The organism is Novosphingobium silvae (genome assembly GCF_009856825.1).
In the GTDB taxonomy this organism is placed as follows: Bacteria; Pseudomonadota; Alphaproteobacteria; order Sphingomonadales; family Sphingomonadaceae; genus Novosphingobium; species Novosphingobium silvae.
The window spans coordinates 1-15,192 of sequence record NZ_WVTD01000038.1 but is presented as its reverse complement, the minus strand read 5'-3'; the positions used below and the strand labels follow the sequence as shown (position 1 = coordinate 15,192).

General features: G+C 60.0%; 12 protein-coding genes. 7 read left to right on the top strand and 5 right to left on the bottom strand.

All coding sequences use genetic code 11. The features are described 5' to 3' along the window. Nucleotides 1-93: 93 nt before the first annotated feature. The 3 genes from GR702_RS21255 to GR702_RS21245 form a co-directional block, all read right to left on the bottom strand. The gene (locus GR702_RS21255; RefSeq protein ID WP_160987546.1) at nt 94-1,122 is read right to left on the bottom strand and encodes an outer membrane beta-barrel protein; all 1,029 of its coding nucleotides are present in this window, start codon (nt 1,120-1,122) and stop codon (nt 94-96) included. A 143-nt stretch (nt 1,123-1,265) separates the two neighbouring features. After that, nucleotides 1,266-1,832 (bottom strand): polysaccharide biosynthesis/export family protein, encoded by a 567-nt coding sequence (locus tag GR702_RS21250; RefSeq protein ID WP_160987545.1) that lies wholly within the window; start codon nt 1,830-1,832, stop codon nt 1,266-1,268. A 340-nt stretch (nt 1,833-2,172) separates the two neighbouring features. Further along, nucleotides 2,173-2,616 carry a calcium-binding protein gene (locus tag GR702_RS21245; protein WP_160987544.1) on the bottom strand — a complete coding sequence of 148 codons (444 nt, stop codon included), beginning with the start codon at nt 2,614-2,616 and terminating at the stop codon, nt 2,173-2,175. 496 nt (nt 2,617-3,112) lie between these two features. On the opposite strand from GR702_RS21245, the gene GR702_RS21240 reads away from it, so the two are divergent. The 5 genes from GR702_RS21240 (at nt 3,113) to GR702_RS22735 (ending at nt 10,880) form a co-directional block, all read left to right on the top strand. Then, nucleotides 3,113-4,120 carry a polysaccharide pyruvyl transferase family protein gene (locus GR702_RS21240; protein ID WP_160987543.1) on the top strand — a complete coding sequence of 336 codons (1,008 nt, stop codon included), beginning with the start codon at nt 3,113-3,115 and terminating at the stop codon, nt 4,118-4,120. A gap of 284 nt (nt 4,121-4,404) precedes the next feature. Then, nucleotides 4,405-5,523: an acyltransferase family protein gene (locus GR702_RS21235; protein ID WP_237449867.1), complete on the top strand. Its 1,119-nt coding sequence runs from the start codon at nt 4,405-4,407 to the stop codon at nt 5,521-5,523. 36 nt (nt 5,524-5,559) lie between these two features. Further along, nucleotides 5,560-8,316, top strand: a complete 2,757-nt coding sequence (locus tag GR702_RS21230; protein WP_337192670.1) for a family 16 glycosylhydrolase — start codon at nt 5,560-5,562, stop codon at nt 8,314-8,316. Nucleotides 8,317-8,544: 228 nt separating this feature from the next. After that, complete coding sequence (locus GR702_RS21225) at nt 8,545-9,621, top strand: acyltransferase family protein (RefSeq protein WP_160987540.1); 1,077 nt, start codon at nt 8,545-8,547, stop codon at nt 9,619-9,621. Continuing rightward, complete coding sequence (locus tag GR702_RS22735) at nt 9,618-10,880, top strand: O-antigen ligase family protein (protein WP_160987539.1); 1,263 nt, start codon at nt 9,618-9,620, stop codon at nt 10,878-10,880. Before GR702_RS21225 ends, GR702_RS22735 begins: the two co-directional genes overlap by 4 nt. On the opposite strand, the gene GR702_RS21215 is transcribed toward GR702_RS22735, so the two are convergent. Beyond that, nucleotides 10,851-12,218 carry an MFS transporter gene (locus tag GR702_RS21215; protein WP_237449865.1) on the bottom strand — a complete coding sequence of 456 codons (1,368 nt, stop codon included), beginning with the start codon at nt 12,216-12,218 and terminating at the stop codon, nt 10,851-10,853. The two genes, GR702_RS22735 and GR702_RS21215, sit on opposite strands and share 30 nt — an antisense overlap. A gap of 131 nt (nt 12,219-12,349) precedes the next feature. Beyond that, the gene (locus GR702_RS21210) at nt 12,350-13,195 is read right to left on the bottom strand and encodes a glycoside hydrolase family 16 protein (protein WP_160987538.1); all 846 of its coding nucleotides are present in this window, start codon (nt 13,193-13,195) and stop codon (nt 12,350-12,352) included. Between the two features lie 256 nt (nt 13,196-13,451). Here GR702_RS21210 and GR702_RS21205 point away from each other — a divergent pair, with 256 nt between their 5' ends. Together GR702_RS21205 and GR702_RS21200 are read left to right on the top strand one after the other, a co-directional pair. Continuing rightward, nucleotides 13,452-14,495, top strand: coding sequence for a glycosyltransferase family 2 protein (locus GR702_RS21205; protein ID WP_160987537.1), 1,044 nt, complete (start codon nt 13,452-13,454; stop codon nt 14,493-14,495). Nucleotides 14,496-14,508: 13 nt separating this feature from the next. Continuing rightward, entirely contained in the window at nt 14,509-15,096 is a 588-nt protein-coding gene (locus GR702_RS21200; protein WP_160987536.1) for a hypothetical protein, read from the top strand. Nucleotides 15,097-15,192: the final 96 nt, after the last annotated feature.

The following is a 15,192-nucleotide window of genomic DNA, read 5'->3' as shown; positions in this document are numbered from 1 at the left end:
ATCTGACCACGACACGATCAGATCCGCCTGCACATCACCATCACGTCGCATCGCCATCGTCGCTGACCGCCTTCTTTCCGTATCCAGGCTGAATCAGATCACACCGACTTCGTCAACGCGCTGATAATCCTCGAGGGTCACCTTGGTGGACGCATTCCACGAAAGGCTGCGCCGCATCTCGTACTCTATCTCTACGCGCGCGCTCGTCAGGGTGACGGCGCCGACCAGATCATAGGGACTGGTGGTATTGCTCTGTTCTATAACCCCGCGGAGGGCGACAAGACGCGATGGGAAATATCGGAGATGACCTGAGAGCGCGAGGCCCTTGATCGCTCCCAACTGCGGATCGGTGAAGTTGTAGCTGCGATATCCAACGCCAAGTTGAGCGACAAGAACACGGGATAACTCATATCGCAGCCCGGCGGTACCGCTCCAGTTCGTGGCATCCCGGTTTTCCAGCAAGGGTGATCGCGCATAATCAAATCGATCGTACTCGATACCCGTAAATATGGACGTTCGGGAACTTGCCTGGTAAGAGAGAACGCCACGCGCGCCATAACGGACGACATTTCGGAAGCTTTGATCGATCCGCTCGGCTCCCCCATTCTCGATGTCTTCGTAGCGCTGGCGTCCTGCGATAGCTTGACCATCAATCGAGACACGGTTGAACTGTTTTCGCCCTGTTATCGAGGCGCCCAGTACGCGCCGCATCAACGGTTCGCCACCGATCAAATCGTTCTCCACCGTCCCGCGAAGAACAGCTTCACGCCGGTAGTTTACATTCACGCTGATGGAGTCCGGGCTAACGGTGCCCCGCGTGTAAGTACCGTCGAAGCGATACTCGGTAGAGTCTTGATCGGACAATCGCAGATAAGTGTTGGTGCGCGCCACTGCATCGAACGCGATACTGCTGAACCGACCTTCTCTGCGCACGCGAAGCCGAGGCTCAGACTGCACCACCACGTCCGATTCCCTAACCGTCTTCCGAGAGAAGACGTTGCTGTCGAGCCCTGCACCAAACGTGACGGACGGCAGAACGTGAAAGCCTTGGAAGTCATATCCAATCGGAGAAAAGCCAGCGATGATCCTAGTGCCCGGCACGTCGTCGGGCTCCTGGATCACGGGGCCGATGCTTTGCGCTCCGGCCACCTGGCTCCACGCAGTCGAAAGGATGAGAGCGGTTAACCCGCTGGAGATCCGACCCGATTTTCTGATGTCGGGCGGCCGTCTGTACGCGGTACTACGAAGTCGCAGTTGCCTCATGGCTAGAACCTTCGCTCAAGCACACGAACCGTATCACCTGGCTGGACCGGCGTCGTTCCATCAAGCCGGTAGAGAACTTCCGCAGCACCATCCTTGTGCCGTATGAAGACGCGCTTCTCGTCGGCGCGGTACGTGAACCCTTCGGCTTTCGCTACAGCACTGAAGACGGTCTGACCTTCGGCATACGGGTATTCGCCGGGCTTGTTGACTTCGCCAAGGATGTAGTATGGCCGGAAATTCAGAACGTCGATTGCAACGCTCGGGTTGTCCAGGTACCCCTTGCTCAAGGCAGCGGTTATCTGCGTGGCGAGTTCGGGCGCGGAAAGCCCTTTTGCCTGTACGGTGCCGATCAGCGGAAACGCGATCGCGCCGCCGCCATCGACGACGTACTCGCCGGTCAATTTGTCTTCACCGTACACGGTGATCCGCAGCTTATCGCCGGCTCCTAACGTGTAGTTCGTACCGGCGGGGGCCTGAGCCAAATCCGGCAGCCTACCGCTGTCCGTCATGCATCCGGAGACCACACAACCGGTGATGGACAGTGACAAGGCAATCCAGAATTTGGGCATGCACGGCACCTTAGTTGCTTCGTTTAGAAGTGGATTGGAGGTTGCCGTGGTACGGTGGCGTACAAAGGGGTAAAGTTACAAAGCTATCTTCATTCAATATCGATGATATTCATCCATATTGTTCCATTACCGACAGTTCTTACAGGATAGGCGTATAGGAGCTTACTAGGGCCTAAATGGACAGGCATGGCGTTGATGAAAATCATACGTTCCGCCAAGGATGGTGGAGTAAAGGCACAAGGGAGCACTCGTCGTTGCACTCGCAGTGAGCGAAGGGCGAAAAGGGAGGCGCCGAGCGCCCCCCTCCCGAAATTACACAGCTCAAGAAAGCTGGGTAGTCTCAGTTGTAGAAGTTGTAGTCCCCAAGGACGAGTTGGTCACCGTTGATCGAGCCGATCGCGATAACATAGTCGAGGCCAGTCGTCGTGCTGTGGATGGTATAGTACTGGGCATGAATATCGCCATCGGGGTTCGAGCTGTTGAAGCCGTACCCCGTGAACTCGATGGTGGATCCTTCTCCGAAGCCATCAAGGTAGAGGAAGTCGTTGTTCCCGCCGGCTTCATACCCGCCAGCGCCATAGAAATCGTAGATGAAGTCTTGGGTTTGAGCGCCAAGGCGAGTGTTGGTCGTGAGAGAGGCGTCAAAATCCGACAGGCGGATCGTGAAGCAGTCATTCCCACCGCCGCCAAACAAATAGTCGATGCCTGCGCCTCCCGCGAGGACATCCTTGCCAGCCCCTCCGGCCAGACGGTCGCTCTCCGCTGCTCCCAATACAAAAGCCATATCATCCTCCTGAGTGAAAACACGTATCAATTGAACTGCCGCGAGAAACAGATTCACCTTCGGGATCGACATCAGATCGAATCATCGAAGTTTCAGCTACCACCCTGTTTACGGCCTGTTAGGTATAGTTCTAAGGTATTCGCTCACTCAAGAAGTCTTTCTATAACCGATCTTAGTGTACTGGCTTTTTTGACCACTATGGAGGAATCAAAGAGGCCTGAGTGGTGAGCTATGTGCAATTATACTTATTAGAAACGGATATTTTTTCCGGTTTTCAGAATATGCGACGTGCAAGGTGGTCGATTGGCACAACCGGGCTCTTCATTCCGGATGCGAAACATGCCTCTCTTCCTCATCGGGGTGTGTAAAGGCGGGCCCACCCGGTGCGGTCTCGTCGAGATGGAGTGGCTCGCGCAGGCTCATCTGTCACCATGCTGGACGATGTCTGTTTCCTCTCAGAAGTTCAGATCGTCCGCTCCTGCTGGAGTTAGCGCCCATGAAATTGCTGCGGTACCGGCCTGCCGTCCCGAACTTTGGTGACGATCTCAACGATCTTATCTGGCCCGAACTCGCGCCGGGCCTGTTCGACAGCGATGGGGGAGAGGGCGCGGATGCTTTTGTCGGAATTGGCACCATCATTGGTCTGGACCCACAAGGCAGCGAAAGCCTTCACGTCTTCTCAAGCGGAACGGGTTACAGCGATGATCGGCGCTGGAGGGGACGCAAGGTCGAGTACCATTGCGTACGTGGGCCCTTGACTGCCCGTGTGCTTGGATTGCCCAATAAGACTGCGTTGACTGACGGCGGGATACTTGCACCGCTCATCACGCGCTTTCAGGAACCGAATGCTTTCGGCGGAACGGGCGGCACCGTGGTTGTCCCTCACTTCGAGACAATAGCTTTTCCCGGTTGGGCGGAAGCTGTCGGCATGGCAGGCTTCCATCTGGTCGATCCCAGGGGCACGCCAGATTTGGTAATAGGTGCACTCAAAGACGCATCTCTAGTGCTGACCGAATCGTTACACGGGGCAATTCTGGCCGACGCATTTGGTGTGCCCTGGCGCGCATTTGCAGTGTCACGCAACTTTTCTCGTGCCAAGTGGGCGGACTGGACATGCTCGCTCGATCTTCGGGTGGACGTCACCCTTGTTCCTCCTCCGGATGCGATGCCTCTACTTCGTTTCGGCAAGCCTCCTGAAGCTTTCGGTTCGGTATTCGCCCTCAACGAGGAACTGGCACTCGGGGAGTTTCGCGGGCGCATCCAGACGGCTGCAGAAGTGCCGTTCATGAAAGCACGGGTGAAACAGGTCCTTGAAGCAATACCTGCAACCCGCAAGTTCCTGGGGTTCAGTCCGGAGCGTACGGCGCGCGCCCTTGCCGATCTGGCGGCCGCCGATCCTTGCCTCAGTTCATTTCATCGGCGCGACGCCCTGAGGGATGAGATGCTGTGTCGATTGCAGGCCTTGGAAAAGAGGTACGAGCAAGCTCCGGTGCTTACCGCATAGCATGCTGGGATGCGGTGTGCGCGTCGGCATTAAGCTACCCCTTGCGAGCGGCACTCTGTCAGCGCCTGTTGTGCACGCGCGGAGCATGTGAACATCGTAGTTGCGCATCCTGAGTTGCTGGGGTGGCGGATTGGCTGGATTTTGGATGCACTTCGCATTGCGGCCTTTCCGCAGGCGTCCATAGTCCAACAAGTTTATGAATTCGGCTCGCCTGCCTTTCGGGGGTGCCGTCCACCTCTGGAACCCGACGGCTCTACGGCCGGTGCACCGGGTCAAATTGGCAGATGACCTTGAATAGAAACCTGTCAGTCTTCCTGGACCTTCTCCGCCTCTTCGCGGCCCTGCTCGTGCTCATAGCGCATGCGGGTCGGATCTATCAGATGCATTTACCCGACCTCGTCGCGCACAGTGCGAAAGAAGGCGTGGTCATTTTCTTCGCCCTGTCGGGATTTGTCATAGCCTTCGTCACCACGGAGAAAGAACGTGACTGGCGTTCATTTGCGCGAGCGAGAGCCGTTCGAATGTACTCCGTTGTGCCGCTGGCCATCGTCGTGATGGCAGTCTGCTATTTCCTGGGCAGTCCTTTGGCACCTCACCTTTATGGACTTTCGGATGCTGCAAGCGGAGGCACGTTTGGACAGGCGCCGAATGCGTGGGGTATTCTTCGGTATCTGACTTTCACAAACGAGATCTGGTTCGATCGCTCAGTGATCAGCACCGGTGCGCCATTCTGGTCACTTGGCTTTGAAGTTGCCTACTACGCGGGCTTTGCAGTGCTGTGTTACGGCAGAGGCTACTGGCGCTGGGGCCTCGTGGTGGGCTGGGCGGCTCTATGCGGCCCGCGCATACTGTTGGCCTTCCCGCTCTGGCTGGTGGGTGTCGCTGCGTGGTCTCTCGTCCGCCGGTATGCGGGCAGGGCCCCGACAGGCGGGTGGATAGGGCTGGGTGTAGTTGTGCTCCTGACACTCATCTGGCGGAAAGCGGCGGGGGGCGTCGCTGTCCCTCTGTTCGAGTGGCCAGCTCCGGGGGCGGTGCTCGCAAGCATGGGGTACTACCTTGTGTTGGCCGTGTTGACGGCGGCGCTGGTCGTGCTGTTCGCCGCTTGCGCGCCCGAGCACCGGATCTGGCCAGACGGTTTCGAGCGAGTCGTACGCTACTGCGCCGGCGCCAGCTTCACGCTCTACATCGCGCATCTTCCGGTTATGGTGCTGATTGCAGCGATATGGCCCGGAAGCATGACTTACACAGTATCGGGGCTTGCAGCGACGGCAGCGACCGTGATCGTGATGTTCGGGCTTGCTGAGTTCGGAGAACGACGAAAGGCCGCCTACGCCCGTATCTTCGATCTCTCTTGCGAGTACCTGAAGGGACTATGCAAGTTCAAGGTCTCTGCAATCGATTAAAAGTCGTTTACCAGAGTCCTTATGCCGCTTTTGTGAATGATTCAAATATTAGCCCGCTCGGCAAACGAGGCAATTGAGCCTCGCCGGCGAGGTTTTTCTAGCATGTCTTTTTCGTATAAGAACCACTCAGGAGTCTCACTTAAGAGTTCGGCTGCTTACAGCAAGTCAATCCTTGGGACGGCGCGCGCCGAGGCCATCAACGGCACCGCTCAGGCAGACGTCATGCGCGGATATGGCGGCGGTGATACCTATGCCGGCGGTCTTGGCGACGACACCTACATCATCTCGTCCGAGAAGGACAAAGTGTTCGAACTGGCGGGCGAGGGTGTCGATACCGTCCGCTCGTCCGTATACCACGTGCTTGGCGCCAATTTCGAGAACCTGATCCTGGAAGGCAAGAACTCCTGGTATGGCGCAGGCAATGCGCTTGATAACGTCATCATGGGGAACAGCTACGAGCAGCAACTCGACGGCGGTGCCGGTGACGATGTTCTGATCGGCGGAGCAGGCAACGATACTTTCCTGGTGACCGCCGGCAACGGCAGTGACATCATCGCGGACTTCGCCTCCGGTGGCGACAAGATTCAGCTTTCCGGTTACGGCGTGACCAACTTCAGCCAGATCCAGTCGATCGCAAAGCAGGTCGGCGCGGATACCGTGCTGCATTTCGGAAATGGTGAGGAACTGGTCCTGCGCGGAGTCAAAGCGTCGGCGCTGGTCTCCTCCGATTTCACCTACGAATTGAACCGCTCTGCCCTGACGCTGAACTTCGGCGACGATTTCAACGCGCTCAGCCTTTATCACAAGGGTGGAACCTGGCGCACCGAATACGGCAACGGCGGCCCCGGCACCGTGGCCAGTCGCACCTTGCACCACGAGACGCAGGTCTACATGGACGCGGATTGGGGAGGAACGGGCAAGAAGCCGCTTGGCGTCAATCCGTTCGGTATCGATGACGGGATCCTGACCATCACCGCCGCGCCGGCTACGGCGGACGTGTTGCCGTACATCGGGGGACATACGTATACGTCCGGGCTCCTCACCACGAAGTTCACCTTTGCCCAGCAGTATGGCTACTTCGAGATCCGGGCTGCGCTACCCGCAGGTCAGGGCTTCTGGCCGGCGTTCTGGCTGCTCCCGACAGACAATAGCTGGCCGCCCGAGCTCGATGTCTTCGAGATGCTCGGAAAGGATCCCAACGTTCTGTACATGACCAGCCATGGGATCGAGAACGGCAAGAACGCCCACACGCAAGATCGCGCCGTGCTCGATACCACGAAGTTCCACACTTATGGCGTGGACTGGAACGGCGAGCGTGTGATCTATTACATCGACGGGATGGAAGTGGCGCGTCAGGCGACGCCCGCGGCCATGAACAAGGAGATGTACATGCTCGTCAATCTGGCGGTCGGCGGCCCCGGCAGCTGGAGCGGCGCAGCTGACGAAACCACCGGCACCGGCGAGATGAAGGTGGACTATGTCCGCGCTTACCGTACCGAGGACACCGTTTCGGCCACGATCAAGGGCGCGCACACGATTTATTCGCATGGCGGTTCGAATAGCACGCCTGCCACCAAGCCGCCCGTGACCGCGCCTGCACCCACTGCGCCGACGACGGTGCCGAGTGCTCCGGCGCCATCGGCTCCCGCCAACCCGAACGGCAGCAATGCCGGGGTGGTGACGGGTAAGACTTACACCGGCACCAGTGGCAACGATACTTTCCGTGTAAGCTCAAAGCTCGACAAGATCGTGGAGAGCGCGACCGGCGGAATGGACACCGTTCTCTCGAGCGACAGTTACACGCTGCCTGATTTCGTCGAGAACCTCACGCTGACGACGGACAAGGCCATCGACGGTGTCGGTAACGCGCTCAACAACCGGCTTGTCGGAACCGGCGCGGCAAACCTGCTCAAGGGCCTTGCTGGCGACGACTACCTGGACGGAGCAGGCGGTGCGGATACGCTGCAGGGTGGTCTGGGTGACGACATCTACCGTGTAGACCATGCGTCTGTGAAGGTCGTCGAAGCGGCCAAGGAAGGGCTTGATCTGGTCACCAGCAGCGTGACGCACACTCTCGCCGCGAACGTCGAGAACCTGCGCCTCGTGGGCACGGCCAACATCAATGGCACCGGCAACGCTGAAGCGAACCGCATCATCGGCAATGAGGGCGCGAACGTCCTCACCGGTCTTGGCGGCAACGACTACCTCGATGGCGCTGGCGGTCTGGATACTCTGGTCGGTGGCACCGGCGACGACACCTATATCGTCGGGCAGACAGGCGAACGCGTGATCGAGCAGGCTAATCAGGGCAACGACACCGTGATGTCGTCGGTGAGCTTCACGCTTCCGGCCAACGTTGAGGTGCTGCGCCTCACCGACGTTGCGAAGAATGGCGCGGGCAATACGCTCGCGAACAAGATTTACGGCAACGACGGTGCGAACAAGCTGTTTGGCTGGGCCGGGAACGATTTGCTGGATGGTGGGCTCGGCAACGACGTGCTCAATGGTGGTGTTGGCGACGACAAGCTCACCGGCGGCGCGGGTGCTGATACTTTCGTGTTCGGTGCCGGATATGGCAAGGACACCGTTTCCGACTTCCAGCATGGCGTCGACAAACTGGTTCTTGTGGGTGCGAAGTCGAGCGCGGTCTCGATCAGCCATACGGCGACGAGCACCGTCGTTTCCATCGGCGTGGACAAGATCACCCTTATCGGCGACGATCACTTCGCGCTCTCCGACATCAGCTTCATGACGTCGAGCGAATATGCGAGCTCGATCGGCCTCATGGCCTGATTGCAAAGCATCAAGTTACTCGAGAATGAAGCAGACTTCCCGGCGGGTCGGTCGACCCGGCCGCCGGGGCAGGGTATCGAAGCCGCGGCACTAAAAGGTGTCGCGGCTTCGAGCCATTTGCCTTTTGCGAAAGCGAGTGATCGCTCCAGCCAGTTATGGCTTATCCGCAGCATAGGCGACGGCGCGAGTGTCGGACCGGGAAGTGCTTTCTTGGGGGCTCGTCGAACAATGCTGCTCAACATTCAGGTCCTGCGTGCCATGGCTGCGCTTCTGGTGGTGATCGTCCATCTGGAGGTGCTTGGCGCCGAACTTGGAGCCGGCAAGACCTTCTTCAACCTGTTTGCGGTGGGCGTTGATCTCTTTTTCGTGATCAGCGGGTTCATCATGGTCCACACCACCTCCCACCGCTCCGTCTCGCCGGGAGCTTTCCTGTTGAACCGACTGGTTCGCATAGCGCCGTTGTACTGGCTGCTGACGCTGCTGGTGTTCGCGCTGGCGCTGGCTTCCCCCTCCCTGCTGGGAGGCACCCGGGCGGACCTTGGTGCCTTGCTGCGTTCACTGGCATTCCTGCCTCATCTCCGGGATGATGGAACGATGCGGCCTGTCCTGTTCGTCGGCTGGTCGCTCAACCTTGAAATGGCGTTCTACCTTCTCTTTGCATTCGCTCTCACGATGCCGACCGTGGCAAAGCGCATCGGGCTGGGAGTTCTTCTTCTCGTCCTGGCGGTCGCTGCCGGAGTAGTGCTGAACCGCAGGTTGCCGGCCGAAGTGCGCTTCCTGACGCAGCCGATGCTGCTCGAGTTTGCAGCCGGAATGCTGATCGGGTGGATATATCCGCGACTGCCCAAGTCGCGGCAACTTGCCGGCTTCGCGGCGGCGGTCGGCCTGATCGCGCTGGTCGCGCTTGTGATCGTCGCGCGCTGGCCGTTGCCGGGCGGTTGGCCGGTCTCGCTGCCGCCAGCGGCACTGGTGGTCCTGTCGGCGCTGGTCGCCGAAAAGGGAGGCTTGATGCTGGGCTGGCGGCCCCTTCAGGTCATCGGCGATGCGAGCTATGCCCTCTATCTCACCCATCCTTTCGTGACCCAGGCGTGGACGATGGCTGCGACGAAAAGCGGTGTCCTCACGCCGTTGACAGCCCCTGTGCTCATGGCAGGAGCAATGTTCAGTGCGGTGGCGGTTGCCGTTGCGGTTCACGCCCGGGTCGAGCGCCCGCTTGGAAGGTGGGCGAAAAGACAGGCAGATCGGCTTGCGTTCACGCAGGCGGCGCACCGCAAGGTCAACCTGCGCCAGGAAACCTCCAAGTGAGCACAGCCCTTGCAATCGCCACCCGTCCCAGCGTGCTGAGGGAGGTAGCTTCCAGGCAATCGGTACAGGATGGGACTTTCGCTGCGTTGCTTGTCGCATCCCGCATTCCGGCGAACCTCGGCACGCTGGGTGGACTGCTGTTTCTGGTCCTTGCCGCACTTTACGCAGCGCTGCGTATCGAGCAGTGCCGCGATGCAATGGCGCGCTGCTGGCTGCAGCTTTGCTACCCGGCCTTCGCCCTGCTTTCCACGCTCTGGGCCGTCTACCCCGCCGTCACCTTGCGGGCGTCCATCCAGATGAGCCTCACCGCCATGATCGGGTTGCTTCTTTCGCAGGCGGCGCGTCCACGCGCGGTGCTCGCCGGGCTCTTCGTGGCCTACGCAGGTTACACGGCCATTTCGCTGGCGGCCGGCAACATTCGTCCGGACGGCAACGATGGCGCCATGGCTCTTTACGGATTGGGAGGAGAGGCAAAGAACTTCTTCGCGGAGACTTCCGCTACAGCAACCCTGCTTGCGATGGTGATCGCTAACGTCTGTGTGGAACGCAGGGCAGTGGCAGTGGGCATGCTGAGCATCGCTTTGGCGGCTGCCTGTGCCTTGGCAACTGTCCGGGCGCATTCGGCCGGGGCCGTGGCTTCGCTCCTCCTTTCCGCCGGGTTGCTGGGCGTACTGCTCGTTTTGCGAAGACGTTCGCCGGCAGCCAAGCTTGCGTTCACTGGCGCGCTGGTTGGATTGTTGCTCCTGTCGGCGTTACTGTTCCAACCTTTGCTGGCGATGGTCCAGGAGATGTCGGGCAAGGACGCGGGTCTGACGGGCCGTGGCTACCTCTGGTACCGGGCTCAGTTCATCATCGCGCAAAGGCCCTTGCTGGGCGTCGGCTACTTCGGCTTCTGGAATCCGGCCAATGCGGACGCAATCGGGTTTTGGCGCTACTTCGACGTACGACAGGAGGGCACCGCGTTCTCCTTCCACAACAGCTACATCCAGACGATAGTGGAAACCGGGTATTTCGGCGTCGGTATAATGGTCGCAACCTGGATCGCGGGAGTGCTGGCCTTGCTGCGCCGGTTCGTGCTCACGCCTTCGCTGGCGACATGCTTCTGGCTGGCGTTCCTTGCGCTGCAGTTCAGCAAGACACCGGTGGAGCTGGTTCGTCCGGGAACCCTGACCGCGCCTACCGTCATGCTATTCGCGGCGCTAGGGTTCGGATGGTTCCCGATCACCCGCCTATCCGTCGGGCGAAGGTCGCCGTGCTGACGCTTCACGCAACTGGCGTTCGTCGTCTCGGTCGATGGCGAGCAGGGACACACCCTTGCTTTCCGACATCACGAGTGCCGAGATCAAGCTGATCGTTCCGGCCACCAGAATATAGCAGGCGATCGGCAGCCAGTCGTCGTATCTGCGCAGAAGGGTTGCTCCGATGAGCGGCGCCCACGACCCTGCGAAGATTGCCGTCACCTGGTATCCTAGCGAAACGCCGGAGTAGCGCATGCGGGTGGGAAACATCTCCGCCATGATCGCAGGCTGCGGAGCATACATCAGCGCATGGACGATCATCCCCATGAAAATGGCTCCCAGGATGATGAGCAGGCTACCCGTGCCGAACATCGGGAACGCCACGAAGGGCCAAACCATCGTAAGCGCAGCGCCTGCGATGTAGACGGGGCGTCTTCCGATCTTGTCCGCCATGGTGCCGAAGATCGGTATCACCACGACATGCAGGACATGCGCGCAGAAGAGCAATCCCAGGATCTGCGTCGTCTCGACCCCGATGTGCGCGAGGTAAGTGATCGAGAACGTGACGACCATGTAGTAGAGGATGTTTTCTCCCACTCGCAGGCCCATTGCCGTGAATACGCCACGCGGATAGCGGCGAAACACTTCCGTCAAGCCATAGCCTGCATGGGCGCGCTCCTCTGCCGCCGATCTGGCTGCCTCGAATATGGGCGAATCGCTCACCTGCGTGCGGATGTAGTAACCAATGCCGACGATCACGGCAGACAGCCAGAAGCCTACACGCCATCCCCATGAGAGGAACGCGTCGTTCGACAGTGTACCCGAAAGTACCAGCAGAACGATGGTGGCAAGCAGATTGCCGAGCGGAACGCCAGCTTGCGGGAAACTGCCCCAGAAAGCGCGGCTTTGATTGGGGCTGTGTTCGGCGACCAGCAACACAGCGCCGCCCCACTCTCCACCAAGGGCGAAACCCTGCACGAAGCGGAGCGCCACCAGCAGGATCGGCGCCCAGTAGCCAATCGTGGGGAAAGTGGGCAGGCATCCCATCAGGAATGTCGAGCACCCGATCAGCATAAGACTGAATTGCAGCAGCGACTTTCGCCCGATCCTGTCGCCAATGTGACCGAACAGGACACCGCCCAGCGGACGGGCGATAAAACCCACCGCGTAAGTGGCAAACGCGGCGATCACGCCGTCCAGTTCGTTACCCGTGGGCGGGAAGAACAGCTTGCCGAAGATGAGGGTGGCTGCGGTCCCGTAAAGGAAGAACTCATACCATTCGACGATGGTCCCCGCCATCGATGCTCCCACTACCTTGCGCAGGTAAGGGAGATCGGCCGTCTGCTCGTGATCCATCATTTCCTCTTCGTCATCCTCTGCCCCGCAGTCTTGCAGGGCGTGTCGGACGACTCAAGTCGATAGAAGGAGAGCTCGTGGCTTGCGCCTCAAGCTTTGTGCGCAATGGCCAGCGGTTGCGTTCGCAACAGCTCCTATCGGCCGGGGTGCGGCCATGCCGTGATACGGCGAATCTGGTATCGGCCAGGAAAGGAGGTGTCCGCATCCGGGTACCCACCCCAAGCGCCCCCCACGGCAAGGTTCGCGATCATGTAGGCCTCGCGATTTGTCAAAGCGGTCGGGGTGGGAGCGGAGGCAACCACCCTTCGGTCAACGAACCACGTCAGCTCGCTTGGGCCCCAAAGGACACCGTAGCGGTGGAATCCCGCGGACGCATCAAAGTCGAGCTTCACGCGTGTGGCCTTCTTCTGTTTTCCGGCGATCACCGTGCAGAAAATCATGCGCGGATTACCCAGGCCCTCGAAGACATCGATCTCGCCTGCGTCGGGCCAAGTGCCATCCACTGGCATCAACCAGAACGCAGGCCACATCCCCTTACCCGCCGGAAGACGAGCTTCGATCTCGAAATAGCCGAACTTTTGAGAGAAGCTGAACTTCGTGGTTATTGCGCCGCCGTAGAACGGCTTGTTCCAGGCCAGCGGCCGCAAGCTTTTCGGCGTAGGTCGTGCAAGGATTGTCAGCTCACCGCGCTCATGAAGAAAAGGATCGAGGCCGAGCGGGCGTGCTCCCGGTCCTGCGGGCGTCATGCCGGAGAACCAGGCGTCGGAGGCGAAGCTGCCGGCGGACATCTGCCGGTTGGAGACCGACCGGGCCCCTCCGTGCCCGAAGACAGTCCGCCAACGGTGCGGACGCAAGGGGCGCCTCTGGTCGATGCCATGGTCGAACCGATCGAAGCGTTCGTCGAAGACCGGTGCTCCGAGGCCATCCAGCGCGTTCGCTGCAAGGGCGGGGGCGAGTGGTGCGAAAGCGACAAGGATCAAGGCCGCTGCGAGGACGAGCCGGCTTGCATCGAACACGCAGCTGCGGCGGATAGCGTCGGTCATGCCGTGGTGGCGTCCTTCTTCCATGAGCCGTGTGGAGTGGTTCCAGGTGCGCACTCTAGTGCGATACGGGCGCATGGCCGACAGTTTCGGCTCCGATTTGGATATCATTGGCGTTCGTCGGCACAAGCGAGTGGACTAGCATCGGCAGCGATCTAGCCGGGCGACCCCGCCCGAAACCATTCCCGAGGTTGCGATGACTACGCCTTTGGTGTCGATCCTCATGGTTGCGCGTAACGCTGCAGCATACATCGATGCGGCCATCCAGTCGGCGCGGGAACAGTCGATCTCAGATCTCGAAATCATTGTCGTCGATGATGGCTCCGTGGATGCCACCGCAAACATCGCCCGCGATCACGCTCGTCGCGATGCTCGTGTGCGGGTGATCCCCGGACCCGTTCGCGGTCTCAGCGCGGTCCGAAATGCGAGCCTTGCCGAGGCGCGCGGGCAGTTCGCCGCCATCCTGGACAGCGACGATATCCTTCATCCGCGGCACCTCGAATGGCTGATCGCGCCGCATCCCGTCGGACCAGTAGAAATTCGCGCCGCCAACATGGTCGAGTTCGAAGCGGCGGCTGAGGGGTTCGATGCCCGCGCCTTCGCACGGGGCTCAGCGTGGGAACAGGCGCGGATGATCACCACGAAAGAGTTTGTGGAACGCGGAATGATCGGAAACCGCGACGTTTCGCTCGGATACCTCAAGCCCCTTCTCGACCTTGGCTTCCTGCGCCAAAACGGTATCCGATACGACGAGCGCCTGCGCATCGGCGAGGATTTTGACCTTATACTGCGCGCGATGCTGGCGGGCGCACGCTATCTCTACATGCCGCAGGCAAGCTATTACTACCGCAAGCACTCGAGTTCCACTTCTCATCGCCTTTCGCGGGCTGATCTGGAGGGACTTCTGCACGCGACCTGCGATTACCGGGGAGGAGATCAGGGCGACGTTCTAACGCTGCTGCAGAACCGCCGTGACAACCTGGCCGGTGCCTTGATGCACGTCGAGGCGATCGACGCAATCAAGAAAGGTCGCCTTCTTCATGCGGTCCGCCATATGGCGACCGATCGCACAGCGCGTCGCCTCACGATCGCCAGCCTGCAGGAGGCGTGGCTCAAACGCCTTTCAAAAACTCGCAGTGTCGGGGCACGGCCTGCTTCAGCCTCCCTCCAGCAAAACGAGGCGCTGCCCGACCGCTTGTGCAGGATTTCGCAATCCCTGACTTCCGCAACATCCCGCTGATGATGGAGCCTCGATGCGTCCGCTGATCTTCCTTTTTCCTCACGACCGCATGGACGTGGGCGGCAATTCCGCTCAAGTCCGCTTTCTGGAAGCCTGCCGCCGCTTCACGCGTGCAGAGGCCGCCTTCTATGGTGAGCGGATTGCTGGGCGCCCGCATCTGGACGATTACCTGAATGGAACGGCGCCTGAAAAGAAGCCGATCTTCGTGATCCACTGGGGGCCGGATGTGGCAAGGCTTCTTGACCTCCTCGCGCGCGAGGACGTCATCTACTTTGCGCATAGCAGCGGTTGGGGAATGACGATGCCGCCAAGCGTGCCCATCCTGTGCGTCAGCCGCCACACGATGGCCTACTGGGGCCGTCATGCGCCAAACTCTTATGTCGCTTACGTCCCGAACGTCGTGGAGGTCGATGATCATCGTAGTGACGGCGAGCGCGACGTGGACGTGCTGGTTCAGGTTCGCAAGTCGTCCCGCTACTTGTTGGACGAACTGGTTCCGGCCCTAAGGGAACATTGCCGTGTCGTGGTGCTTGATGGCTGGGTGGATGATCTCTCCGCATGGTTCAGGCGCTCTAACAGCGCGTTGACGAAGTCGGTGTGATCTGATTCAGCCTGGATACGGAAAGAAGGCGGTCAGCGACGATGGCGATGCGACGTGATGGTGATGTGCAGGCGGATCTGATCGTGTCGTGGTCAG

Excerpts from the sequence above, each read along its gene's own strand:
- GR702_RS21205 (WP_160987537.1), top strand. The coding sequence starts at position 13,452 with ATGACTACGCCTTTGGTGTCGATCCTCATGGTTGCGCGTAACGCTGCA.
- GR702_RS21240 (WP_160987543.1), top strand. The coding sequence starts at position 3,113 with ATGAAATTGCTGCGGTACCGGCCTGCCGTCCCGAACTTTGGTGACGAT.
- GR702_RS21235 (WP_237449867.1), top strand. The coding sequence starts at position 4,405 with ATGACCTTGAATAGAAACCTGTCAGTCTTCCTGGACCTTCTCCGCCTC.
- GR702_RS21225 (WP_160987540.1), top strand. The coding sequence starts at position 8,545 with ATGCTGCTCAACATTCAGGTCCTGCGTGCCATGGCTGCGCTTCTGGTG.
- GR702_RS21215 (WP_237449865.1), bottom strand. The coding sequence starts at position 12,218 with ATGATGGATCACGAGCAGACGGCCGATCTCCCTTACCTGCGCAAGGTA.
- GR702_RS21245 (WP_160987544.1), bottom strand. The coding sequence starts at position 2,616 with ATGGCTTTTGTATTGGGAGCAGCGGAGAGCGACCGTCTGGCCGGAGGG.
- GR702_RS21250 (WP_160987545.1), bottom strand. The coding sequence starts at position 1,832 with ATGCCCAAATTCTGGATTGCCTTGTCACTGTCCATCACCGGTTGTGTG.
- GR702_RS21230 (WP_337192670.1), top strand. The coding sequence starts at position 5,560 with ATGATTCAAATATTAGCCCGCTCGGCAAACGAGGCAATTGAGCCTCGC.
- GR702_RS21200 (WP_160987536.1), top strand. The coding sequence starts at position 14,509 with ATGCGTCCGCTGATCTTCCTTTTTCCTCACGACCGCATGGACGTGGGC.